Source organism: Microbacterium panaciterrae (genome assembly GCF_039541635.1).
Classification (GTDB): domain Bacteria; phylum Actinomycetota; class Actinomycetes; order Actinomycetales; family Microbacteriaceae; genus Microbacterium; species Microbacterium panaciterrae.
On the sequence record NZ_BAABGP010000005.1, the window covers coordinates 199,123 to 220,948 of the forward strand.

Below are 21,826 nucleotides of genomic sequence, written 5' to 3' on the forward strand. Positions count from 1 at the left end.
CCCGCGGAATCACGGCGTTTCGTCTCGGTCGTCGCTGGCGCTCCGTCCTCGCTCAACGACCCCGGGGTGGGGGCGTTGAGCGAGCTCCGGGGCTACTTCTTGCCGCCGAAGAGGCCGCCGAGGATGTCGCCGATCACGTTGCCGGTGCCGGAAGCCGGGGCGGAGCCGCCGGATCCTGCCGATCCGCCGCCGAAGAGACCGCCCAGACCGCCGAGGATGTCGCCGAGACCTCCGCCGCTACTCGCCGCGCCGGATCCGCTCTGGCCGCCGCCGAGCAGGCCGCCGAGGATGTCGCCGAGCCCGCCGCCGCCCGAGGCGCCCGCTGTACCGGCTGTACCTGTTGCTCCCTTGTGACTGTTCGCGATGAGCCCCATCACGATCGGCGCGAGGATCGGCAGCAGCTTGCCGAAGTCGATGCCGGCCGTCTTCGGCGCGTTCGTCAGCGCCGCGGAGACCTGCGGCGCGTCATCGCCGAAGACATGCGACACGATCTTCTCGCCGTCCGCCTGGTCGACGTCGTCGACCGATGCGGCGCCGGAGAATCCGCCGTGCTTCGCGAGGGCCTGCTCGATCGCGGCCGATCCCTCGTCGGTCTGGGCGTTCTTCGCCAGGCCACCGATGATGGCCGTCCCGCCCTCCTGCACGGCCTGACGCGCGACATCATCGCTCACACCGAGCTTCTGCGCGATGTCGCTGATGGGCACCTGCTTGAGGATCTCGTCGATGTCCATGGGAATCCTTCCGTCACGGCGGGTGCCCGGGATCCCGATGCGCTCGATTCCGCCGTTGCGCTCACAGTATCGTCCGGCGGCGTCTTCGGACAGGGGACGCACGGTCGCATAAAATCGACGCATGCGCGCAGCGGAAATCCAGGACGACCTCTCCCAGATCCTCGTCACAGAAGAGGAGATCCGCACGAAGCTCGATGAGCTCGCCATCCGGGTCGCCGCGGACTACGCCGGAAAGGACCTGCTGCTGGTCGGCGTGCTCAAGGGCGCCGTCATGGTCATGGCTGATTTCGCACGGGCGCTGCCGTTCCACGCGCCGATGGACTGGATGGCCGTCTCGAGCTACGGCGCGGGCACGCGTTCGAGCGGTGTGGTGCAGATCCGCAAGGACCTCGACACCGATCTGCACGACAAGCACGTGCTGATCGTCGAGGACATCATCGACTCGGGCCTGACGCTGAGCTGGCTGCTGGAGAACTTCGCCTCGCGCGGCGCGGAGTCGATCGAGGTGCTCGCGCTGCTGCGCAAGCCCGAGGCAGCGAAGGTGCACATCGACTGCAAGTACGTCGGCTTCGACATCCCGACCGAGTTCGTCGTCGGCTACGGCCTCGACTACGCCGAGCGGTACCGCAACCTGCGCGACGTCGCCGTGCTCGCTCCGCACGTGTACGCCTGAAGGGACCGGAACGGTCGGTTCGCCATGGGCGAATCCCCAGGAGGGCCCCAAGACTCTCGCGCTACGCTGATCTGATCATGGATGTCAAGAAGATCACGCGCAATCCGCTCACCTATGTGGTGCTGATCGGTCTGCTTCTGATCGGCGGTTTCATGCTGATCACGAACCTCGGCTCCTCCTCGCAGGTGTCCACCCAGGAGGGGCTGGACCTGCTGAAGGGCGGCACGGTCACCAAGGTGGTCAACACCGACGGCGACCAGCGCGTGGACATGACGCTGTCCACGCCGTACAAGGGCGCCGACAGCGTGCAGTTCTACTACGTCCAGGCCCGCGCGGCCGATGTGGTGAGCGCGATCGACAGCGCCGCCCCGAAGGACGGCTACAACGACGCCGTGCCGAAGGCGAGCTGGTTCGACGGCTTCCTCTCCATCCTGATCCCGATGCTGCTGCTGGGACTGCTGTTCTGGTGGCTGCTGTCCAGCGCCCAGGGCGGCAACAGCAAGATCATGCAGTTCGGCAAGTCCCGCGCCAAGCTCGTCAACAAGGAGAACCCGACGGTCACCTTCGCCGACGTCGCCGGCGCCGACGAGGCCATCGAGGAGCTCGGCGAGATCAAGGAGTTCCTGCAGGATCCGGGCAAGTTCCAGGCGATCGGCGCGCGGATCCCGAAGGGCGTGCTGCTGTACGGCCCTCCCGGAACGGGCAAGACCCTGCTCGCCCGCGCGGTCGCCGGTGAGGCGGGGGCCCCGTTCTACTCGATCTCCGGATCCGACTTCGTCGAGATGTTCGTCGGCGTCGGTGCCTCCCGCGTGCGCGACCTGTTCAACCAGGCGAAGGAGAACGCCCCGGCGATCATCTTCATCGACGAGATCGACGCCGTCGGCCGGCACCGCGGCGCAGGCATGGGCGGCGGCAACGACGAGCGCGAGCAGACGCTGAACCAGATGCTCGTCGAGATGGACGGTTTCGACCCGAACGCGAACGTGATCGTGATCGCGGCAACCAACCGTCCCGACATCCTCGACCCCGCACTCCTGCGCCCGGGCCGGTTCGACCGCCAGATCGGCGTGGACGCGCCCGACCTCAAGGGACGCCAGCACATCCTCGAGGTGCACGCGAAGGGCAAGCCGCTCGCGAACGGAGTCGACCTCGAGGTCGTCGCCCGCAAGACCCCCGGCTTCACCGGCGCCGATCTCGCCAACGTCCTGAACGAGGCGGCCCTGCTGACCGCCCGTTCGAACGCGCAGCTCATCGACAACCGCGCCTTGGACGAGGCGATCGACCGCGTCATCGCCGGTCCGCAGCGCCGCACGCGTGTCATGCGCGACAAGGAGAAGCTGATCACGGCCTACCACGAGGGCGGACACGCACTCGCCGCGGCGGCGATGAACTACACGGATCCGGTCACCAAGATCACGATCCTGCCCCGCGGCAAGGCCCTCGGCTACACGATGGTGCTGCCGTTGGACGACAAGTTCTCGATCACCCGGAACGAGCTGCAGGATCAGCTCACCTACGCCATGGGTGGCCGCGTCGCCGAGGAGATCGTGTTCCACGACCCCACGACGGGCGCCTCGAACGACATCGAGAAGGCGACCTCCATCGCCCGCAAGATGGTGATCGAGTACGGCATGACGACCGAGCTCGGGCCGGTGAAGCTCGGCACCGAGGGCGGCGAGCCGTTCGCCGGTCGCGACATGGGCCGCGGGCGCGAATACTCCGAGACCATCGCCGAGCGCGTGGACACCCAGGTGCGCGCGCTCATCGAGCAGGCGCACAACGAGGCGTACGAGGTGATCAGCGCGAACCGCGACATCCTCGACAAGCTCGCCCGCGAGCTGCTCGAGAAGGAGACGCTGGACCACAACCAGATCGCGGAGATCTTCACCGAGATTCGCAAGCTGCCGGAGCGCCCGCAGTGGCTGTCGAGCGAAGACCGCCCCGTGTCGCTGCTGCCTCCGATCGAGATGCCGCGGCGCGGCGTCGAGGTGGGCACGGCCGCGAACGAGGCCGCTCAGCCGGCCTCGGAGCGTCAGCCGGGCACCGCGGGCGGCGGGAAGCCGCGTCCCGCGACGGCGTGACGTGGGCGTCGACCGGGAGCGCATCGCGAGCCTGACGCGTGAGCTGCTGCTCGCGATCGGCGAGGATCCGGAGCGCCCGGGGCTGAAGCAGACCCCGGCCCGCATGGCGGAGCTGTACGCGGAGTTCTTCGCCGGCGTCGGCGAAGATCCCGCGGCTCCGCTCGCGCGCACGATCAGCGTCTCGCACGGCCCGGCCCCCGACACTCTGCCCTCCGGGGCGGTGCTGCTGCGCGGGATCCGCTTCCGGTCGGTGTGCGAGCACCACCTGCTGCCGTTCGCCGGGCACGCGCACATCGCGTACCTGCCGGGGGAGCAGGTCGTCGGGCTCGGCGCGCTGGTGAAGGTGGTCGAGATCCTCGCGTCGCGGCCGCAGGTGCAGGAGCGGCTGGGCGAGCAGATCGCCGACGCGATCGCCTCGCACCTCGACGCGCGCGGTGTCCTGGTCGTGATGGACGCCGTGCACGGCTGCGTGACCATGCGCGGCGGACGTCAGACCGAGGCGTCCACGCTCACCATCGCTGCCCGCGGCGTCTACACAGATCCGGTCGCCCGCGCGGAGCTGATCGCCCTGATCGGCATGGGCCCTTCGACGGGCTCAGGGACCGGAACTTCCGCGTGACCTCGATCTGGGGGATCGTCAACGCCACCCCCGACTCGTTCAGCGACGGCGGGCGCTACGCCGACGCCGATCGCGCGATCGAGCACGGCCTGCTGCTGCGCGCCCAGGGCGCCGCCGTGCTCGACATCGGCGGGGAGTCCACCCGGCCCGGCGCCGAGCGCGTGCCGGTGGCGGAGGAGCAGCGGAGGATCCTGCCCGTGATCGAGCGGCTCGCGGCCGACGGGATCCCGGTGAGCGTCGACACGCTGAACGCCGCCACCGCCGTGGCCGCCGTGGCCGCCGGGGCGCGCATCGTGAACGACGTGTCCGGCGGACTCGCGGATCCGGACATGCTCGCGGCCGTCGCCCCCACGGGTGCCGACATCGCGCTCGGGCACTGGCGCGGCCCCTCGGCCGACATGTACGCCCGTGCGGAGTACACCAGGGTGGGGCGCGAGGTCGCGGCGGAGCTGCGCGAACGGATCGCGGCGGCCGCGGCTGCGGGCATCGCACCCGCGCGGATCATCGTGGATCCGGGGATCGGGTTCGCGAAGACCGCCGGTCAGAACTGGGACCTGCTGCGCGAACTCTCCGACGTCGTGGCGCTCGGCCCGCGTGTGCTCGTGGGCACCTCGCGCAAGCGGTTCCTCGCCGAGGCCCTGGGTGATGACGCCGACGAGCGCCGCAAGGACCTCGCGACCGCGGTGACCAGCGCCCTCGCCGCCCGGGCGGGCGTCTGGGCAGTGCGGGTGCACGACGTCGCCGCGACCCGGGACGCGCTGGCCGTGCTGAGCGCCTGGGATGACTGAGCGCGGGACGGCTGAGCGCGGACGCGGGTCGGTGCCTCACCGTACGCTAGAGCCATGGACTTCCTCGACACGATCACGCTGACCGGTCTCACCGTGTTCGGGCGGCACGGCGTGTACGCGCACGAGCGCGAGAACGGGCAGGACTTCGTCGTCGACCTGCGGCTGCACCTGTCGCTGCGAGCCGCCGCGGCGAGCGACGACGTCGCCGACACCGTGCACTACGGCGAGCTCGCCGAGCGGGTCGCCGCGATCGTCGCCGGCGAGCCCGTGAACCTGCTCGAGAAGCTCGCCAGCCGGATCGCCGACGCGGTGCTGCAGGACGAGCGGATCCACGGCGTCGACGTCACCGTGCACAAGCCGCAGGCGCCGATCCCGCTGACCTTCGGCGACGTGTCGGTGACCGTGCACCGCGGACGCCCCGCCGAGCCCTCCTGGACCGTGTCGCGATGAGCCCGATCCACCCCATCCCGCCGGTGCCGCGCGGCCGCCGGCTGCCCGTGCTCGATCCGCGTCCGGGCGACGAGCCGGTGCAGGCCGTCGTCGCGCTCGGCTCCAACCTCGGCGACACGACCGCCACCATCGACGACGCCGTGCGGGCGATCCGGCGGCTGCCGCTCGTCGACGACGTGCGGGTCTCGCGCCTCATCACGACCGTGGCGGTGCGGCCGGACGGGCCGGATCCGGACGCGCCCCGGTACGCGAACGCCGTCGCGATCGTGACCACGCGACTCGCCCCGCAGGTCCTGCTCGGCATGCTGCACGCGATAGAGGAGCAGCACGGGCGGATCCGCGCGGAGCGCTGGGGCGATCGCACCCTCGACCTCGACCTGATCGCCTACGGCGACGTCCGCAGTTCCGAGGAGCACCTGCTGCTGCCGCACCCCCGGGCCGCCGAGCGCACGTTCGTGCTCGCCCCCTGGCTGGAGCTGGATCCGGATGCCGTGCTGCCCGGGAAGGGCCGGGTCGCCGACCTTCTGGCCGCGCTCGAGAACGACGGCGACGACGACGGCACCGCCGGCGCCGCTCCGGGGAGCGGGACATGAGGCGCACCTCGCCGATCGTGCTGCTCGTGCTCGCCCTCGCCGGCGGAGCCGCGGGTTTCCTGCTCGACCACGCGCTGACCACCGCCGGGCGGGCGACGTTCACGCCCGCGGTCGCTCTGCCGATCTTCCTCGTGCTGCTCGCGATCGCCGTGCTCGCCTTCGCGTGGCCGATCCGCCGCAGCACCCATGCGCTCCCGCGGCGCCGGGTGGATCCGTTCCGCGCCGTGCGGATCGCGATGCTCGCGCGCGCCTCGAGCCTGCTCGGGGCCGTGATCACCGGGTTCGGCGTCGGGCTCGGCGCCTACCTGCTCTCGCGGCCGATCGCACCGCCGCTCGGCTCCCTCACCGCCGTCCTGGCGACGGCCGCCGCGGCGCTCGTGCTGACGATCGCGGCCATCGTGGCCGAGAGTTTCTGCCTGCTGCCGGGAGGCGGCGGCCCACACGATCCCGACGACCCGCACGGGCCGCACCTGGAGGACGACGATGACGACCATTCCCGAGCCGCCGCAGGCACCGGGCACTGAGCCCGCGTCCGCGCCGATCATTCCGGCGACCCGCGCCTCGTGGCGTGACATGTCCGCCCGGCCGGCGACCGCGCCCGTGACCGCCGCTCGACCCGCGACCGAGCCCGCCCCTGCGCACACGGCACCCGCGTCGGCGCCGGTGCTCGACGATGGCACCTACCCGGCACTGCGCCAGCCGAAGGCGCAAGGAGCCCTCGCACTGGACGGATCCTGGCACCAGATCTCGCCGAAGTACGTGATCGCGGAGGTGCTCCTGCGCCTCATCTACCTCGCCGTGGCCGCCGTCGCCGCCTACGCGGTCACGACGCTGACGTCTCAGCCGTGGCCCTGGCCCTGGATCGCCGCGGCGGTCTTCGCCGTGTTCGTGGTGATCGAGCTCGTGATCCTGCCGCGCCAGGCGAAGGCGATCGGGTACATGCTGCGCGCCGACGACATCGTGTTCCGCAAGGGGATCCTCTGGCAGCGCATGATCGCCGTGCCGTACGGGCGCATGCAGCTCGTGGACATCACGCGAGGCCCGGTCGATCGGGCGTTCGGGATCGCCAAGCTGAAGCTCGTGACCGCCGCCGCGACCACCGGGGTCGAGATCCCCGGGATGACCGAGGCCGCCGCCGAGACCCTGCGCGACACCCTCATCGACGTCGCCGAGATGCGCCGGACCGGCCTGTGACCAGCCCCGCGCCCGCCGCCCTTTCGTCCGGGACGTCGCTCGCCGACGGCGAGTGGCACCGCATGCATCCGCTCACGCCGCTGCTCAAGGGCGGCCTGGTGCTGGTGATCGCGCTCGGCTATCTGATCGCGAACCTGCGCGAGCGGATGCTGTACTGGGCGATCTCGCTGTTCACCCCGACGCGCGTGCCGGAGCTGGGCGGCGATCCGGTCGACTGGATCGTGAACAACAACCTCGTGCTCGTCGTGCTGCTCGGGGTGGTGGGTGTCGTGGTGGTGCTCATCGGCCTGTTCTGGCTGATGTGGCGATTCCACGACTTCCGGATCACCGAGGCGCATGTGGAGGTGCGCAAGGGCGTCATCTTCCGCTCGCACCGGCGCGCTCCGCTGGACCGTGTGCAGGGCGTGAACCTCACGCGTCCCTTCCCGGCGCGGCTGATCGGGCTCGCGAAGCTCGAGGTCGACGGCGCCGGCAATGACGCGAACGTGCCGCTGGAGTACCTCTCCACGGCGAAGGCCGAATCAGTGCGCGCCGACATCCTGCGCCTCGCCTCCGGGGCGCGGCACGCCCGGGAGGCCACACGGGGCAGCGCGGATCCGGCCGCCGCTCGCACCCTGCGCGCCCAGCTCGCCGATTCGATGGACGTCGGCGTGACCGGACTGATCGCGGGTGTCGATCTCGACGACGTCGCGCCGGAGCACGTGCTGCGGATCCCGACCGGCCGCCTGGTCGGCTCGCACGTGCTCTCCGGCCTCGTCTGGCTGGTGTTCGTCGCCGCCATCTTCGCCGTCGGAATGGCCGTCGTCGTGCCGACGCTCCTCTCGGACGGTCGCCCGGGGGCCGGTTTCGCGGTGCTCGGCATCGGCCTGGTGATGGGCGTCCCGCTGCTGTTCGCCGCGGTCGCCGTCACCTGGGGCCGGATCGCGCGGGCGCTGCGGTATTCGATCGCTCCGACGCCCGACGGTGTGCGGATCACGTTCGGCCTGTTCACGACGGTCACCGAGACGATCCCGCCGGGGCGCATCTTCGCCGTCGAGGTGTCGCAGCACCTGCTCTGGCGTCCGTTCGGATGGTGGACCGTGCGGATCAACCGGATGAGCGGCAAGACCGCGGCGCGGCAGCAGTCCAGCCAGGGGCAGCAGTTCAACATCGTGCTGCCGGTCGGAGCCAGAGCCGACGTCGAGCGGGTGCTGGCGCTGATCCTGCCCGACACCCCGCCCGAGGCCGTGCCGCTGATCTGGGAGCAGGGCGTGCTCGGCCCGCATGCGGGCGACCCGTATGCGACGATCCCGGCACGCGCCGGGTGGCGGCGGCCGCTGTCCTGGCGTCGGCACGGCATCGCGCTCACCGACTTCGCGCTGTTCCTGCGGCGCGGGCGGATCTGGCGGCAGCTGGTCGTCTTCCCGCTCGCCCGGCTGCAGGGCTTCTCGCTGCACCAGGGGCCGCTCGACCGCGCGCAGCGCGTGGCCAAGGCGCGAGCGCATTCCGCGACCGGGCCGGTGCGCGGCGATGTCTCGGGCATCGACAGCGCGATCCTGCTCGGGATGCTGAACACCCTGTCGGTCTCCGCCGCGCGTGCGGCGGCCGCGGACAGGGCGCACCGCTGGGCGGAGGAGCGGGAGGCGCCGCCCTCTGCGTCGCCGGCGGGGCACGCGCTTCCCCGCGATCTCGGCGGATCCCTCGGGTCGCGTCCGGTGGCGGCGGAGTCCGGATCCGCGCCGGGGGCGTTGTGATGCGCGCGGGGCGGTTGGACGTCGGCATCGTCGGCGCGGGACGCGTGGGCCCTGTGATCGGCGCAGCCTTGGCCGGTGCCGGGCATCGCCTGGTCGGCATCACGGCCGGATCGGATCCGGATCGCGCGGCCGCGGTGCTGCCGGGAGTGCCGGTGATGGAGGCGGCCGATCTCGTGCGCGCCAGCCAGCTCGTCGTGCTGGCCGTGCCGCACGATCAGCTCCCCGACCTCGCCGCCGGTCTGGCGGAGGTCGAGGCCTTCCAACCCGGTCAGCTCGTGCTGCACCCGGATCCGGCCTACGGCACCGACGTGCTGGAACCCGCCGTGCGCCGCGGCGCGATCCCGCTCGCCGTGCACCCGGCGATCACGTTCACCGGGACCACCCTCGACCTGCGCCAGCTGCAGGCCTCGTACGCCGGGGTCACGGCGCCGGCCATGGTGCTCCCGATCGCGCAGGCGCTCGCGGTCGAGCTCGGCTGCGAGCCGGTCGTGATCGCCGAAGCGGACCGTCCCGCCTACGCCGAGGCGATCGCGACCGCATCGGAGTTCGCACGGTCCATCGTCGGCCAGGCGACGGGGATCCTGCGCGGCATCGGAGTGGAAAACCCCGGCGGCTACCTCTCCGCCCTCGTCTCGTCCACCTTCGACCGCGCCCTGCGCGAGGCCTCCCCGGACTGACCGCCCCCCGATTCCGCCCCCTTCTTTCCGCGAGACTGCAACTGGGCGGCGAGACTGCAGCACATTGCCGCTGTCTCGCCGCCCAGTTGCAGTCTCGCGGGTTGCATGCCGGGGAGAGCCGGGGCTGGGCGCCGGGCGGGGCGCAGAGCCGGGGGCGCCGGGCGGGGGCGCAGGCGGGCGCCGGTAGACTGGGCGGCGACTTTCTAGGAGCCCCACCCATGACTGACGCGCCCGCGCCGACCCCCGACAACGACGACTCCTCCGAGGACGTCTTCGAGCAGAAGGCCGTGCGTCTGGCGAAGCGGGAGCGGCTGATCGCCGAGCGTGCGGACGCCGCCGGCGGAGCCTTCCCGGTCGCGGTTCCCGTGACGCACACGATCCCTCAGCTGCGCGCCGACTACGGCCAGCTCGAGGCGGGGGCGGAGACCGGCCTCGTGGTCGGGGTCGCGGGCCGGGTGGTGTTCAGCCGCAACACCGGCAAGCTCTGCTTCGCGACGCTGCAGGCGGGCGACGGATCCCGGATCCAGGCGATGATCTCGCTCGCGAACGTCGGCGAGGAGTCCCTGGCGCAGTGGAAGGAACTCGTCGACCTGGGCGACCACGTCTTCGTGCACGGCGAGGTCATCTCGAGCCGCCGCGGCGAGCTCTCGATCATGGCCGACGAATGGCGGATCGCGTCGAAGGCGATCCTGCCGCTGCCCAACGCGTACGGCGAGCTCAGCGAGGAGGGCCGGGTGCGCAGCCGCTTCCTCGACCTGATCCTGCGCGATCAGGCCCGCAGCACCGTGCGCGCCCGCGCGGCGGTCAACGCCAGCCTGCGGCAGACCTTCACCGGCCACGGCTTCCTCGAGGTGGAGACCCCGATGCTGCAGGTGCAGCACGGCGGTGCCTCAGCCCGCCCCTTCATCACCCACTCGAACGCATTCGACACCGAGCTGTTCCTGCGCATCGCGCCGGAGCTCTACCTGAAGCGCGCTGTCGTCGGCGGCATCGAGCGCGTGTACGAGATCAACCGCAACTTCCGCAACGAGGGTGCCGACTCCACCCACAGCCCCGAGTTCGCGATGCTCGAGGCATACCAGGCGTACTCCGACTACAACGGGATCGCCGATCTCACGCAGGAACTCGTGCAGAACGCGGCCATCGCGGTCGCCGGCTCGACCACCGTGACCTGGGCCGACGGCACCGAGTACGACCTCGGCGGCGAGTGGGCGCGCATCTCGATGTACGACTCGCTGTCCGACGCCGCGGGGCGCACCTTCACCCCGGCCGACCCGGTGGCAGACCTCATCGCCTTCGCCGAGGCGAACGGCGTCGAGGTCCCCCCGCACGCCACCCACGGCAAGCTCATCGAGGAGCTGTGGGAGCACTTCGTCAAGGGCGGCCTGGAGCGACCCACGTTCGTGATGGACTTCCCCGTCGACACCTCGCCGCTCGTGCGCGAGCACCGCACGATCCCCGGCGTCGTGGAGAAGTGGGACCTGTACGTGCGCGGCTTCGAGCTCGCCACGGGATACTCCGAGCTCATCGACCCCGTCATCCAGCGTGAGCGATTCGTCGAGCAGGCGAAGCTCGCCGCCGGCGGCGACCTCGAGGCCATGCGCGTGGACGAGGAGTTCCTGCGGGCGCTCGAGCACGGCATGCCCCCGACCGGCGGCATGGGCATGGGTATCGACCGCCTGCTCATGGCCGTCACCGGCCTCGGTATCCGCGAGACGATCCTCTTCCCGCTCGTGAAGTGACGGATCCGGCCGGGCGCGCGCCTTCGAACGCCCAGTCTGGAAGCATGCCCGCATCGATCAGGGCGCGCAGCAGGTGCGCGAACGAGAGCTCGGGATCGATCCCATCTAGCTGATCGAGGTAGTGCGTGGCGTGGGTCGATCTGCCCCTCGCCCACGACAACCATGCGGCGGCCGCCAGCGCGCCGGCCCTGGTCGGTCGCGGCGCGAGCGCGATCGTGCGCCGCACCAGCGTCAGCGCGACGCCGAGCCGGTCGGGATCGGGACGCGGGCCGTGCCCGATCATGATGCCGCCCACGTCGTCCGGAACCTGCGTCCCGTTCTCGCGGAAGGACAGCTGCGCGGCCAGGGCGGCGTCCCCGAGATCGATGTCGCACGCCCACTGCACGAGCGCGACGTCGCGCAGCGCGGGGCGATTCAGGATCCAGATCAGCGCGGCGGTCGCGAACGGCGACTGCGCCTCCGGCGCGTCCAGCACCTCCTCCAGGAACGACGGCAGATCGTCCAGCATCAGCGCGGCCTCGTGCGCACGCGGATCGACCGGCGTGGTGCCGTCCGGTGGCTTCCGCGCCGGCCCTGCCGGTCCGAGCACGCGTTCCACCGCGATCAGCGCCCGCCCGACCGACTCGGTCTCCAGCAATCCGGGATCCGGCAGCTCGGTGCCGGACAGCTGGTCCGGCGCGGGCCCCGCGAACCCGGGTACTTCGGGAGCCGCGGGGATCTCGGCGAGCGGATGCGGCGCCGCCGACGGGTCGCGGTAGTCGGACCACGCATCGGCACCGACGTGCAGGGCCTCCACGACGCGCAGCCCGCACGCCTCCGCGCGTAGCGTCAGCTCCGCCACGAGCTCAGCGGCGGGCAGCAGCGGATCCGCCGCGGCCGCCTCGGCACCCGCAGCACGCGACGGCGCCTGCACGTACACCGCGATCGCGAGCGCGTCCGTGTCGGGCACCCGGCAGGCGAGCCCCACGGCGGTCGCCGCGAACTCCTCCGCCAGGGAACCCGGATCCGGGCCGGGCGCCGGCAGATCGAACCGCAGCGCGCCGGCGGTGCGGGATCCGCGGAACGGCAGCAGCACGAGCGAATCGTGAGGAGCGAACCCGGTCAGGACGGGGATGGCGGCGAGCAGTTCGGCGGCGCCGGAGGCATGAACGATGGTTGTCATGCGCTCCAGGATCGTCTCGCACCTGACGCCGGATTCCGCGCCACGAACGAGGAGGGTGGGCAGAAGTTCCGAAATCGCGAATGTGCGGACCCAACGGACTCGGAACCGTCAGGCAAGGGCGCAGCAGCCACCGCTCTCAGCCCGTGCACCGACCTCCCGGGTAGGATCGGAGCATGGACGAGTTCTGGGTCGCGGCCGCGTGGTCGATCATCCCGACCATCGTCGTCTGCATCGTGTTCTGGTTCGTGCTGCGCGGGATCATCCGCTTCGACCGCACCGAGCGCCGCACTCACGCGCGCATCGAGGCCGAGGAACGCGCGGCCCGGGGCCTCCCGCCGCGCCCCTGACTGCGCCCGAGCCGCGACGTCCCCGATGACGTCGGAGGCACCCGCTACTGTGGACGAAACCGCCGATCGGCGGCGACCGGATCAGGAGTGGCGACATGTGGCCTGATACGTGGCCCTGGTGGATCATCTCGATCGCCGTGGTGATCGATCTCACGATCCGCATCATCGCGATCATCGTGGTCCCCCGCAATCGCCGCCCCACCGCCGCCACGGCCTGGCTGCTCGCCATCTACTTCATCCCGTACATCGGCGTGCTGCTGTTCCTGCTGATCGGCAACCCGCGTCTGCCGCGCGCCCGCCGCAAGAAGCAGGATCAGATCAACGCGGCGATCGCCGAGGTCACCAAGGGCCTGCATCTCGGCGGCGCCAGGCCCGACATGCCGGAGTGGGTCGCCTCCCTGGTGCGCATGAATCAGAGTCTCGGGGCGCTGCCGCTGGTGGGCGGCAACGGGGCGCACCTCATCTCCGACTATCAGGGATCCCTCGACGCCATGGCCGCCGAGATCCGCCGGGCGCAGAACTACGTCCACGTCGAGTTCTACATCCTGCAGTCCGACGCCGCGACCGACGACTTCTTCCGCGCCCTGGAGGAGGTCGCCGCCCGGGGGGTTCCGGTCCGGGTGCTGCTGGATCACTGGGCGAACCGCTGGAAGCCGCGCTACAAGAAGACGATCGCGCGGCTCGACGCGATGGGCGCCGACTGGCACCTGATGCTGCCCGTGCAGCCGCTGAAGGGGCGCACGCAGCGACCGGATCTGCGCAACCACCGCAAGCTCCTCGTGGTCGACGGCGAGGTCGCGTTCCTCGGATCGCAGAACGTCACCGACTCGACCTACAACCTGCCCAAGAACATCAAGCGCGGGCTGCACTGGGTCGATCTCATGGTGCGCATCGACGGGCCGGTGGTGGCCAGCATCAACGCGGTGTTCCTGTCCGACTGGTACAGCGAGACCGACGACATCCCGGAGTCGGTGGAGTTCGTCCCCGTCGAGCGCGGCAGCGGCGACCTGGACTGCCAGATCGTCCCGTCGGGGCCCGGCTTCGAGGTCGAGAACAACCTGCGCCTGTTCCTCGGGCTGTTGTACGGCGCGAAGCGCAAGATCATGATCGTGAGCCCCTACTTCGTGCCGGACGAGGCGCTGCTGCTCGCGGTGTCCACCGCCTGCGACCGCGGCGTGCAGGTCGAGCTTTTCGTGTCGGAGGAGGGCGATCAGGCCGTCGTCTATCACGCCCAGCGCAGCTACTACGAGGCGCTGCTCAAGGCCGGGATCCGCATCTGGATGTATCGCAAGCCCTACATCCTGCACACCAAGAGCCTCACCATCGATGACGACATCGCCGTGATCGGATCCAGCAACATGGACATGCGCTCCTTCGGCCTGAACCTGGAGGTGTCCATGCTGGTGCGCGGGGAGGAGTTCGTCCGCGAGATGCGCGAGGTCGAGGATCGCTACCGCTCGCTCAGCCGCGAGCTCACCCTCGAGGAATGGATGCAGCAGCCGCTGCGCTCGACGGTCCTGGACAACCTGGCCCGGCTCACATCCTCGCTGCAGTAGGCCCACCCCACGCGCGACGCAGACCTGACTAGCATGAGCCCATGAGGAAGCGAACCGGTCTGGCCATCGCGGCGCTCGCCGCCACTCTCACACTCACGCTGGCGGCCTGTGCCCAGCTGGAGCCGACCACGCCCGCAGCCCCGACCACCGCGCCGTCCGCGGCGCCCTCGACCGATCCAGCCGCGGCCTGGCTCGACGGCGGACGGGGGATCGCGCTGGTCACCTGGGGCTCCTCGTCGATCGCCTGCGCACCGGCCGTCGCCGACGTGCAGGCCGAGGGGCAGACGGTGTCCGTGACGCTCGCAGGGCCGGCCGCTGACATCGTGTGCACCGCCGACTTCGCGCCCCGCGGCACCTACGTCGCGGTGCCCCAGGGGGTGGATCCGACCAAGGACGTGGCGCTCTCCTTCCAGGGCGACACGTTCGGCGGGCGGGTTCCGCTGGCGGGAAACAGCGCTATTGACGGGGGATCGAAGACCGAGGGCAAGCCCAGCGCCGGCTGGTTCGCACCGGACGGGATCGTGCTGCTGACCTGGGGATCCTCGACCTGTCCGCCGGTCATCGAGAAGCTCGTGGAAGCCAAGAGCGGCGCGACGGTCACGTTCGCCACGGACGCGACCAAGGTCTGCACCAGAGACTTCGTACCGCGGCTCACGGTCCTCGGCGTGACCACCCCGGCCGACCCCGCCGGGTACACGCTGACGCTCACCGGCGACCACCTCGACGGCGAGGTGCCGGTGATCGGCTGACGCCGCAGCGGCCGAACGGACTCGGGGGCGGGCCGCAGAGCGCAGAGAGGGTCGCTCACGCCGGGCTGATCACATGTCCTGCCGGCACGGCGATCAGCAGCGCGCCGTGATCGATACGGCAGCGGATCCGCACCGCCTTGCCGAACTCGTCGCCGTCCAGCTCCACCGGAGCGGGTTCGGTCGTGGCGGCCTCGGCGTCGCGCCCGCGCAGGAACCGCACCGAGCGGTTGGATCCGGCCAGCTCGATCACCCGCCGCCCCGCCTTGGTGCGCCGCAGCACCGAGTTCTGCCACCACACCGTGCGCCATACGGCCAGCCAGGCGAACGGCCCGCCGCCCTGGAACACGGCGACGTCCAGGTGTCCGTCGGTGATCGACGCGTCCGGGATCAACGAGATCCCGGCCGGCAGCGCACCGCAGTTGGCGAACAGCATGCTGTGCACCTTCACCGAGTGCAGCCGCTCGTCCTCGATGGCGTACATGATGCGGAACGGCTTCGCCCCGGGCAGGGAGCGCGCGGCGCCGTCGACGTAGGCGACCCAGCCCACCGACTTCTTCAGACCGGGACGGGTCTTCGCGATCATGTGCGCGTCCAGCCCGATCCCGGCGAGCACCACGAAGCCGTGCTCATGCCGCTCGCCGTCCGCACGGGTCAACTCCGCCCAGCCGATGTCGATCGGGTGCCGATCGCCGTGGAAGACGGCATTGATCGCGGTCGCGGGGGAGTCCAGTGCCAGGCCGAGATTGCGCGCGAGGAGATTGCCTGTGCCGCTCGGCACGATCGAGAGCGGCACGTCCGTGCCGGCCATGGTCTCGGAGACCGCGCGCACGGTGCCGTCCCCGCCGGCGACGAGCACGGCGGTTGCACCCTCCGCGAGAGCGGTCCTGGTCGCTTCCTGGCCCGGATCCTCGACCGACGTCTCGAGGATGTGCGGGGGCTCCCAGCCGGCTTCGGCAGACAGCGACCGCAGCAGTTCGACGAGCTTCGGCGCATCCGCCTTGACCGGGTTGACGACGAGCGCCGCGCGCGGACGTCGGGGGTCGTCGGTCATGCGTTCAGCCTATTCCGGCGTGCGCTTTCCGGGGCTGTCTCGGAGGTGCGGCTTCCCCGGCGTCGCCCGTCGGCGGCCGGGATTCCGCGTCGCACCGGCTGACTAGACTTGACGGGTGATCGATCTCGCCCTCCTCCGCGATGAGCCCGAGCTCGTCCGTCAGTCCCAGGCCGCGCGCGGCAACGCTCCGGAGTCCGTCGACGCGGCGATCGAGGCGGACCGATCGCGCCGCGCCGCACTCACCGCCTTCGAGGATCTCCGCGCTGAGCAGAACGCGTTCGGCAAGAAGGTCGCCGCCGCGCCGAAGGAGGAGAAGGCCGCCCTCGTCGCGCAGGTCAAGGAGCTCTCCGAGCGGGTGAAGCAGGCCGAGGCCGCGTCGAAGGAGGCTACCGAGTCGGCTTCCGCCGCCCTCGCCCGGATCGAGAACGTCATCATCGACGGCGTCCCCGCGGGCGGCGAGGAGGACTTCGTCGAGCTCCGCCGCGTCGGCGATGTGCCGACGTTCGACTTCGAGCCGCGCGACCACCTCGCGATCGGCGAGCTGCTCGGCGCGATCGACATGGAGCGCGGGGCGAAGGTCTCCGGCGCCCGGTTCTACTTCCTCAAGGGCATCGGGGCCCGCCTCGAGATCGCGCTGATGAACCTCGCGCTCGACACCGCACTCGCCGCCGGGTTCACGCCGATGATCGTGCCGACGCTCGTGCGCCCCGAGATCATGCAGGGCACGGGCTTCCTCGGCGAGCACGCCGATGAGGTCTACCACCTCGACAAGGACGACGACCTGTATCTGGTCGGCACCAGCGAGGTCGCCCTCGCCGGCTACCACAAGGACGAGATCCTCGACCTCTCCGAGGGTGCGCTGCGCTACGCCGGCTGGTCCACCTGCTACCGCCGCGAGGCGGGCTCCTACGGCAAGGACACCCGCGGCATCATCCGCGTGCACCAGTTCAACAAGCTGGAGATGTTCGTCTACACGGATCCGGCCGACGCCGAGGCCGAGCACCTGCGTCTCGTCGCGCTGCAGGAGCAGATGCTCACCGCGCTGGGCCTCAGCTACCGCGTCATCGACGTCGCCGCGGGGGATCTCGGATCCAGTGCCGCGCGCAAGTACGACATCGAGGCGTGGGTGCCCACCCAGGGCGCGTTCCGCGAGCTCACGTCCACCTCGAACTGCACCACCTACCAGGCGCGCCGCCTCGACATCCGGCACCGCCGATCGGCCGAGGACGGCAAGGCCGCGAAGACCCAGCCCGTCGCCACGCTGAACGGCACGCTGGCGACCACGCGCTGGATCGTCGCGATCCTCGAGACGCACCAGCAGGCCGACGGATCCGTACGGGTGCCGGAGGTGCTGCGCCCGTACCTGAGCGGGATCGACGTGCTGAGGCCGCTCGGCGCCGCCACGGCCCCTGCGACCCCTGCGACAGGCTCCGGGACCGCGGGCGCGGACGCATGACCCGGCCCTGGCTCGTCGGCCTCGACATCGACGGCACGATCCTGCTGCAGGACGAGACGATGAGCCCGGGCGTGGTCGACGCGGTGGCCCGGATCCGCGACGCGGGGAACGAGGTCATGCTCGCCACCGGGCGCAGCTGGATGGGGACGCATCGCTTCCTGGACGTGCTCGGGATCCGTCCGCAGTTCGTGGTGTGCTCGAACGGCGCGGTCACGCTGCGCCGGATCGACGACGCGGCAGAAGGGACCCCCGTCGCGGAGGCGTACGAGCGCTGGCAGGTGGAGACGTTCGATCCCGCGGCCGTGCTCGCGCTGCTGCACGACCGCCTTCCGAATGCGCGCTACATGGTGGAACTCGGATCCGGTCAGCGCCTGTACACGGCCGAGCTCGACGACTGGACGCTCGACGACGGGCGCCAGGTGAGCTTCGCCGAGCTCGCCGCGCACGAGGTATCGCGCGTGGTCGTGGTCGCGCCCGGCCACGACGAGGATGACTTCCATCGCCTCGTGCAGGAGGCGGGCCTGAACGAGGTGTCGTACGCGATCGGCTGGACGGCGTGGCTCGACATCGCGCCGCTCGGCGTGGACAAGGGCACCGCGCTCGAGCGAGTCCGGCAGCAGCGCGCCGTGAACGGAAACCGGGTCTTCGTCGCCGGCGACGGGCGCAACGACCTCGGCATGTTCGCCTGGGCGCGCGCTCTCGGCGGCCGTGCGGTGGCGATGGGGCAGGCGCCGGACGAGGTCAGGATCGCGGCCGGCGAGGTCACCGGCGACGTCGAGGACGGCGGGCTGGCGACGGCCCTGGACCGCGTCGTCGGGGCGTCCGCCGTCCCCACGAACTGAGTTCGACGGATCCGGCCGGCCCCGCATCCTGCCTGTGATCAGGGCATTCAGGACCTCTCCAGGCGTACCGTCCACAATGGGAGAGCGCCCGCAGGGGTGCTCCCCGGTTCTCCGATAGACTCGACGCCTGATCGGCGTGCCCCCCGGCGCGCTGAGGAGAGTTGTCCGAGCGGCCGAAGGACCTGGTCTTGAAAACCAGTGGGCAGCAATGTCCCGTGGGTTCGAATCCCACACTCTCCGCACTTCGTGAAAGGCACCGTGTGAGCCCGACGTCCCGATCCCGACGCCCTGTCGCCGGACACGGTCAGCTGCGCCGTCCGACCGCCTGGAGCCAGCTGATGAAGTTCATCGGCATCGCGGCGGCGGTCGTGCTCGTGGCCGGCGTCGCCGTCACCGGGTATGTCGTGTACGACCTGTCGCAGACGTTCACCGCGAAGGCGGTGGCGCTGGACGGTCAGAGCTCGGTGCCGCCGGACATTGGGGCGATCAAGGGCGGCGTGAACATGCTGATCGTGGGCAGCGACGTCTGTGAGCCTGATTTCGCCGCCGAGTTCGGCAATCGGTGCTCCGACCCGGAGAACGCCGGCGAGCGCAACGACACGAACCTCGTGCTGCACATCTCGGACAGTCCGCGCCGCGTGACGGTGATCACCTTCCCGCGCGACCTGATGGTTCCGATCCCGTCCTGCACCGACGCGCAGGGCAACCCGACCAGCGAGATGTCGAAGCAGCCGATCAACGTCACTCTCGAGACCGGCGGTCTGAACTGCGTCGCGCGGACGATCCACGAGGTCTCCGGACTCGACATCCAGTTCGCGGCGAAGGTCACCTGGGGCGGCGTGATGAAGATCACGGACGCGATCGGCGGAGTCGACGTGTGCGTCGCGAACGGCATGAGCGATCCCGACACCGGCCTGAACCTCACGGCTGGCACGCACACCCTGCAGGGCTACTGGGCGCTGCAGTTCCTGCGCACCCGGCACGGCGTCGGCGATGGCAGCGACCTCGGTCGTGGCAGCAACCAGCAGGTGTACATGTCGTCACTGGCCCGCAAGATGGTCTCGAGCGAGGTGCTCGGCAACCCGGGCACCCTGCTCAAGCTCGCGCACACCGTGATGTCGAACGTCACCCCCAGCACCACGCTGACCAGCCCGACGCTGCTGGTGCAGATCGCCCTCGCGATGAAGGACGTGCCGCTGGACCAGATCAACTTCGTCAATTACCCCGTGCTCACCGACCCGGACAACCCGAACAAGGTCGTGCCGGATGAGAACAGCGCGGACAAGCTCTGGGCCGCGCTCGCCGCGAACCAGGTGATCCAGGTGACGGGACAGCGAAACGATGCGGTCGTCTCGGCGACGCCCGCGCCGACCGACAGCGCGACCCCGTCCGACGGTGCGACCCCGAGCACGGAGCCCACGCCGGATCCGTCCTCCACGTCGGTCGCGCTGCCGCAGAACGTGTCCGGTCAGTCCGCCGCGCAGCAGACCTGCTCGAACGGCAACGGCTACAGCGGCTGAGGGCGGGCGGGGTGGGGGCGGGGCCTGGTTCGCACCGCCTGCGCCGACCGGTTAGGATGGTCCCTGGTGTTCGGCTCGCTGAGCATCTGGAGACGTCGCATAGTGGCCTAGTGCACCACCCTGCTAAGGTGGAGTCCTCGCAAGGGGACCGAGGGTTCAAATCCCTCCGTCTCCGCCAAGTTTTTCCTGGTCAGACCATGATTTGCGGGCTCTCTCTGGTTTATCTTCCCCGGTCGCGTCGTCTCCTGATGCGTTGTCAGGGGAGTGTGAGGGGAGCGACGCGTTCAGGCGGCGTAGTGCTTCGATGTCCTGTGCCTCGCCGAGAACGTGCGCGTAAACCTTCAGGACTGTTCTCGGATCGTCACCCAGCCATGCGGCGACCTGGTTGATCGGGATCCCCTGGCGAAGCCAGGAGCTGGCCGCGTAGTGCCTTAGATCGTGAATGGTGTGATCCGGCGAAGTCTTCGTCCACGCGACGGCGCGCCGAAAGTACGAGCCACGGAGCTGGAGACCGGTCGCGCTTGTCGCGAGATAGGCTGCCGGGCCCTTGCCCGATGCCCACGCTTGGGCGATCTCATGTGCACGAGCGACAAGTGGAACGGTGCGACGGCCGCGAGCCGATTTTGGAGCCTTCTCGGCATAGCCATCGCTCTGCGCGCGAAGCACCTGTACGGCAGGGAACGGGACGTCTTGTAGGTCAGCGACGCGCAGCGCGCGCAGCTCGGACCAGCGGAGTCCGGTAAGGCTTAGCCATTCCGTGATGTGGGCATCGCGCGGAGATCGGGCTCGCTGTGCATCAAGCATCATCGCCAGGGCAGGCCCTGTTAGGGGGCCGTGGTCGTGAGCTTGGACGGATCCTGAGGGCATCCGGACCCCGCGGACAGGGTTGGTGGGTGTCCATCGTTCGCGGACGGCCCAGGTCCACAATGCGGAGAGGGTGGTTCGCATGCGCGACACCGTGGAGTGCGCTCGCATGCTCAGAAGGTCAGTGAGGAGTCCGAGTACGTCGGCCTCGGATACTGACCCGATGGGTCGGGCCGCGAACCTCGGTGGCAGCGCGGCGAGGTTGTCCCGGTCGGTTCGCCAGGTATGCGGCGCGATCTGACCGGCGCGAGCCGCCAAGAACTCGGCGGCGACCTCCAGGACCGGTGTGCGCGTCTGCTGAGGTGAGACGAAGTCGCCGCTATGCAGCGCCTCCTTCTGCTGGTGTTCCCACGCTTCTGCGGCCCGCTTGGTGGTGAACGTCTGGTCGGCGATCACCCTGCCGCTGGAATGTAGCCGAACACGCCACCGCACACCGGCTGCGCTCTCTCTTCGTTCGATACTCATCACCGTAGACCGGCGAGGCGATGGACTTCCGCGACGGGGTAGACGCGGCGGGTTCCGACGAGAAGGGGCTTGACCGGGAGGGTCCCCTCTCGGACGCGACGAGAGATGGTCGACGGGTGCACTCGGAGCAAGGACGCCAACTCGGCCTCTGTATACCAGAGCTTCTCGCTGGCCTCCGCCGTGGCCTGCGTGACGTTCGCCGACAAAGGCTGGGCGTGGATGGATCGGATCTTCATGGTTCGCCCTTCAGTAGATCTTCACGTCGTCGTTTCCTCGGCCGCTCATCGGGAGTGGTCCTTTCCTAAAAGGGGTGCAGAGAAGTGTTTGAAACCGACAACGGTACGGATCTCAGTCTTCTGGATAATTAAATTACACAGTAACCGGATGGTGACCGTGAGATGTCCAGAGACGACGCGGGCCGTTTGGATCTGGGTGGGCGAACGGGCGCGAGCGGTGTAGCGCACTAGATGTTCTTCCCACTGACGTTGTGGACGCGGTCGATGGGAGTGAGGCCTCCGAGAGCGGTATGGGGT

Annotated in this window: 22 protein-coding genes and 2 tRNA genes; 19 read left to right on the forward strand and 5 right to left on the reverse strand. The window is 70.2% G+C overall.

Translation table 11 applies throughout. The features are described from left to right. Nucleotides 1-92 precede the first annotated feature (92 nt). Complete coding sequence (locus tag ABD882_RS04480) at nucleotides 93-731, reverse strand: DUF937 domain-containing protein (protein WP_345184769.1); 639 nt, start codon at nucleotides 729-731, stop codon at nucleotides 93-95. A gap of 121 nt (nucleotides 732-852) precedes the next feature. Between ABD882_RS04480 and hpt the strand changes: the two genes are divergently transcribed. The 11 genes from hpt (at nucleotide 853) to lysS (ending at nucleotide 11,281) form a co-directional block, all read left to right on the forward strand. Further along, nucleotides 853-1,404, forward strand: a complete 552-nt coding sequence (gene hpt / locus ABD882_RS04485) for a hypoxanthine phosphoribosyltransferase (RefSeq protein ID WP_345184772.1) — start codon at nucleotides 853-855, stop codon at nucleotides 1,402-1,404. Between the two features lie 77 nt (nucleotides 1,405-1,481). After that, the gene (gene ftsH / locus ABD882_RS04490; protein WP_345184774.1) at nucleotides 1,482-3,485 is read left to right on the forward strand and encodes an ATP-dependent zinc metalloprotease FtsH; all 2,004 of its coding nucleotides are present in this window, start codon (nucleotides 1,482-1,484) and stop codon (nucleotides 3,483-3,485) included. 1 nt (nucleotide 3,486) lies between these two features. Next, nucleotides 3,487-4,104, forward strand: coding sequence for a GTP cyclohydrolase I (gene folE, locus ABD882_RS04495; RefSeq protein ID WP_345184776.1), 618 nt, complete (start codon nucleotides 3,487-3,489; stop codon nucleotides 4,102-4,104). Further along, nucleotides 4,101-4,892 carry a dihydropteroate synthase gene (gene folP, locus ABD882_RS04500; RefSeq protein WP_345184778.1) on the forward strand — a complete coding sequence of 264 codons (792 nt, stop codon included), beginning with the start codon at nucleotides 4,101-4,103 and terminating at the stop codon, nucleotides 4,890-4,892. Before folE ends, folP begins: the two co-directional genes overlap by 4 nt. Nucleotides 4,893-4,946: 54 nt before the next feature. Further along, entirely contained in the window at nucleotides 4,947-5,342 is a 396-nt protein-coding gene (gene folB, locus ABD882_RS04505) for a dihydroneopterin aldolase (protein ID WP_345184781.1), read from the forward strand. Further along, nucleotides 5,339-5,935, forward strand: a complete 597-nt coding sequence (gene folK, locus ABD882_RS04510; protein WP_345184783.1) for a 2-amino-4-hydroxy-6-hydroxymethyldihydropteridine diphosphokinase — start codon at nucleotides 5,339-5,341, stop codon at nucleotides 5,933-5,935. The genes folB and folK overlap by 4 nt, the downstream gene beginning before the upstream one ends. Then, nucleotides 5,932-6,459 (forward strand): DUF3180 domain-containing protein, encoded by a 528-nt coding sequence (locus tag ABD882_RS04515; RefSeq protein WP_345184785.1) that lies wholly within the window; start codon nucleotides 5,932-5,934, stop codon nucleotides 6,457-6,459. Before folK ends, ABD882_RS04515 begins: the two co-directional genes overlap by 4 nt. Beyond that, nucleotides 6,419-7,129 carry a PH domain-containing protein gene (locus ABD882_RS04520; RefSeq protein WP_345184787.1) on the forward strand — a complete coding sequence of 237 codons (711 nt, stop codon included), beginning with the start codon at nucleotides 6,419-6,421 and terminating at the stop codon, nucleotides 7,127-7,129. Before ABD882_RS04515 ends, ABD882_RS04520 begins: the two co-directional genes overlap by 41 nt. Then, nucleotides 7,126-8,862 carry a PH domain-containing protein gene (locus tag ABD882_RS04525; protein WP_345184789.1) on the forward strand — a complete coding sequence of 579 codons (1,737 nt, stop codon included), beginning with the start codon at nucleotides 7,126-7,128 and terminating at the stop codon, nucleotides 8,860-8,862. The genes ABD882_RS04520 and ABD882_RS04525 overlap by 4 nt, the downstream gene beginning before the upstream one ends. Then, nucleotides 8,859-9,539 carry a DUF2520 domain-containing protein gene (locus tag ABD882_RS04530; RefSeq protein WP_345184790.1) on the forward strand — a complete coding sequence of 227 codons (681 nt, stop codon included), beginning with the start codon at nucleotides 8,859-8,861 and terminating at the stop codon, nucleotides 9,537-9,539. The genes ABD882_RS04525 and ABD882_RS04530 overlap by 4 nt, the downstream gene beginning before the upstream one ends. Nucleotides 9,540-9,757: 218 nt before the next feature. Further along, the gene (gene lysS, locus ABD882_RS04535; RefSeq protein ID WP_345184792.1) at nucleotides 9,758-11,281 is read left to right on the forward strand and encodes a lysine--tRNA ligase; all 1,524 of its coding nucleotides are present in this window, start codon (nucleotides 9,758-9,760) and stop codon (nucleotides 11,279-11,281) included. Here lysS and ABD882_RS04540 read toward each other — a convergent pair. Beyond that, the gene (locus ABD882_RS04540; RefSeq protein WP_345184793.1) at nucleotides 11,232-12,443 is read right to left on the reverse strand and encodes a DUF4192 family protein; all 1,212 of its coding nucleotides are present in this window, start codon (nucleotides 12,441-12,443) and stop codon (nucleotides 11,232-11,234) included. The two genes, lysS and ABD882_RS04540, sit on opposite strands and share 50 nt — an antisense overlap. A gap of 173 nt (nucleotides 12,444-12,616) precedes the next feature. Between ABD882_RS04540 and ABD882_RS04545 the strand changes: the two genes are divergently transcribed. From ABD882_RS04545 to ABD882_RS04555, 3 genes are all read left to right on the forward strand, one after another. Next, nucleotides 12,617-12,790: a hypothetical protein gene (locus ABD882_RS04545; RefSeq protein ID WP_345184795.1), complete on the forward strand. Its 174-nt coding sequence runs from the start codon at nucleotides 12,617-12,619 to the stop codon at nucleotides 12,788-12,790. Nucleotides 12,791-12,885: 95 nt separating this feature from the next. Further along, the gene (gene cls / locus ABD882_RS04550; RefSeq protein ID WP_345184797.1) at nucleotides 12,886-14,346 is read left to right on the forward strand and encodes a cardiolipin synthase; all 1,461 of its coding nucleotides are present in this window, start codon (nucleotides 12,886-12,888) and stop codon (nucleotides 14,344-14,346) included. 41 nt (nucleotides 14,347-14,387) lie between these two features. Then, nucleotides 14,388-15,095 carry a hypothetical protein gene (locus ABD882_RS04555; protein WP_345184799.1) on the forward strand — a complete coding sequence of 236 codons (708 nt, stop codon included), beginning with the start codon at nucleotides 14,388-14,390 and terminating at the stop codon, nucleotides 15,093-15,095. A gap of 55 nt (nucleotides 15,096-15,150) precedes the next feature. Here the strand turns inward: ABD882_RS04555 and ABD882_RS04560 are convergent, their stop codons facing one another. Then, nucleotides 15,151-16,146, reverse strand: a complete 996-nt coding sequence (locus ABD882_RS04560) for a diacylglycerol/lipid kinase family protein (RefSeq protein WP_345184802.1) — start codon at nucleotides 16,144-16,146, stop codon at nucleotides 15,151-15,153. A gap of 115 nt (nucleotides 16,147-16,261) precedes the next feature. On the opposite strand from ABD882_RS04560, the gene serS reads away from it, so the two are divergent. The 5 genes from serS to ABD882_RS04585 all read left to right on the forward strand — a co-directional run bounded on the left by serS (nucleotide 16,262) and on the right by ABD882_RS04585 (nucleotide 20,142). Further along, entirely contained in the window at nucleotides 16,262-17,602 is a 1,341-nt protein-coding gene (gene serS / locus ABD882_RS04565; RefSeq protein WP_345184803.1) for a serine--tRNA ligase, read from the forward strand. Then, the gene (locus tag ABD882_RS04570; protein WP_345184805.1) at nucleotides 17,599-18,444 is read left to right on the forward strand and encodes an HAD family hydrolase; all 846 of its coding nucleotides are present in this window, start codon (nucleotides 17,599-17,601) and stop codon (nucleotides 18,442-18,444) included. Before serS ends, ABD882_RS04570 begins: the two co-directional genes overlap by 4 nt. A gap of 155 nt (nucleotides 18,445-18,599) precedes the next feature. Beyond that, nucleotides 18,600-18,684, forward strand: a tRNA-Ser gene (locus tag ABD882_RS04575). A 98-nt stretch (nucleotides 18,685-18,782) separates the two neighbouring features. Then, nucleotides 18,783-19,964: an LCP family protein gene (locus tag ABD882_RS04580; protein WP_345184807.1), complete on the forward strand. Its 1,182-nt coding sequence runs from the start codon at nucleotides 18,783-18,785 to the stop codon at nucleotides 19,962-19,964. Nucleotides 19,965-20,052: 88 nt separating this feature from the next. Beyond that, nucleotides 20,053-20,142, forward strand: a tRNA-Ser gene (locus tag ABD882_RS04585). Here the strand turns inward: ABD882_RS04585 and ABD882_RS04590 are convergent. After that, nucleotides 20,121-21,224, reverse strand: a complete 1,104-nt coding sequence (locus ABD882_RS04590) for a tyrosine-type recombinase/integrase (protein WP_345184809.1) — start codon at nucleotides 21,222-21,224, stop codon at nucleotides 20,121-20,123. The genes ABD882_RS04585 and ABD882_RS04590 overlap by 22 nt on opposite strands. A 68-nt stretch (nucleotides 21,225-21,292) precedes the next feature. Next, nucleotides 21,293-21,529 carry a helix-turn-helix transcriptional regulator gene (locus tag ABD882_RS19075; protein WP_425563326.1) on the reverse strand — a complete coding sequence of 79 codons (237 nt, stop codon included), beginning with the start codon at nucleotides 21,527-21,529 and terminating at the stop codon, nucleotides 21,293-21,295. Nucleotides 21,530-21,826 lie beyond the last annotated feature (297 nt).

Bases quoted from the DNA above. Each gene is read 5' to 3' on its own strand.
- ABD882_RS04560 (WP_345184802.1), bottom strand. From the start codon at position 16,146: ATGACCGACGACCCCCGACGTCCGCGCGCGGCGCTCGTCGTCAACCCG.
- ABD882_RS04545 (WP_345184795.1), top strand. From the start codon at position 12,617: ATGGACGAGTTCTGGGTCGCGGCCGCGTGGTCGATCATCCCGACCATC.
- folB (WP_345184781.1), top strand. From the start codon at position 4,947: ATGGACTTCCTCGACACGATCACGCTGACCGGTCTCACCGTGTTCGGG.
- ABD882_RS04480 (WP_345184769.1), bottom strand. From the start codon at position 731: ATGGACATCGACGAGATCCTCAAGCAGGTGCCCATCAGCGACATCGCG.
- ABD882_RS04570 (WP_345184805.1), top strand. From the start codon at position 17,599: ATGACCCGGCCCTGGCTCGTCGGCCTCGACATCGACGGCACGATCCTG.
- folK (WP_345184783.1), top strand. From the start codon at position 5,339: ATGAGCCCGATCCACCCCATCCCGCCGGTGCCGCGCGGCCGCCGGCTG.
- ABD882_RS04580 (WP_345184807.1), top strand. From the start codon at position 18,783: ATGAAGTTCATCGGCATCGCGGCGGCGGTCGTGCTCGTGGCCGGCGTC.
- ABD882_RS04540 (WP_345184793.1), bottom strand. From the start codon at position 12,443: ATGACAACCATCGTTCATGCCTCCGGCGCCGCCGAACTGCTCGCCGCC.
- ABD882_RS04515 (WP_345184785.1), top strand. From the start codon at position 5,932: ATGAGGCGCACCTCGCCGATCGTGCTGCTCGTGCTCGCCCTCGCCGGC.
- hpt (WP_345184772.1), top strand. From the start codon at position 853: ATGCGCGCAGCGGAAATCCAGGACGACCTCTCCCAGATCCTCGTCACA.
- cls (WP_345184797.1), top strand. From the start codon at position 12,886: ATGTGGCCTGATACGTGGCCCTGGTGGATCATCTCGATCGCCGTGGTG.
- ABD882_RS19075 (WP_425563326.1), bottom strand. From the start codon at position 21,529: ATGAAGATCCGATCCATCCACGCCCAGCCTTTGTCGGCGAACGTCACG.
- lysS (WP_345184792.1), top strand. From the start codon at position 9,758: ATGACTGACGCGCCCGCGCCGACCCCCGACAACGACGACTCCTCCGAG.
- ABD882_RS04520 (WP_345184787.1), top strand. From the start codon at position 6,419: ATGACGACCATTCCCGAGCCGCCGCAGGCACCGGGCACTGAGCCCGCG.
- ftsH (WP_345184774.1), top strand. From the start codon at position 1,482: ATGGATGTCAAGAAGATCACGCGCAATCCGCTCACCTATGTGGTGCTG.
- ABD882_RS04555 (WP_345184799.1), top strand. From the start codon at position 14,388: ATGAGGAAGCGAACCGGTCTGGCCATCGCGGCGCTCGCCGCCACTCTC.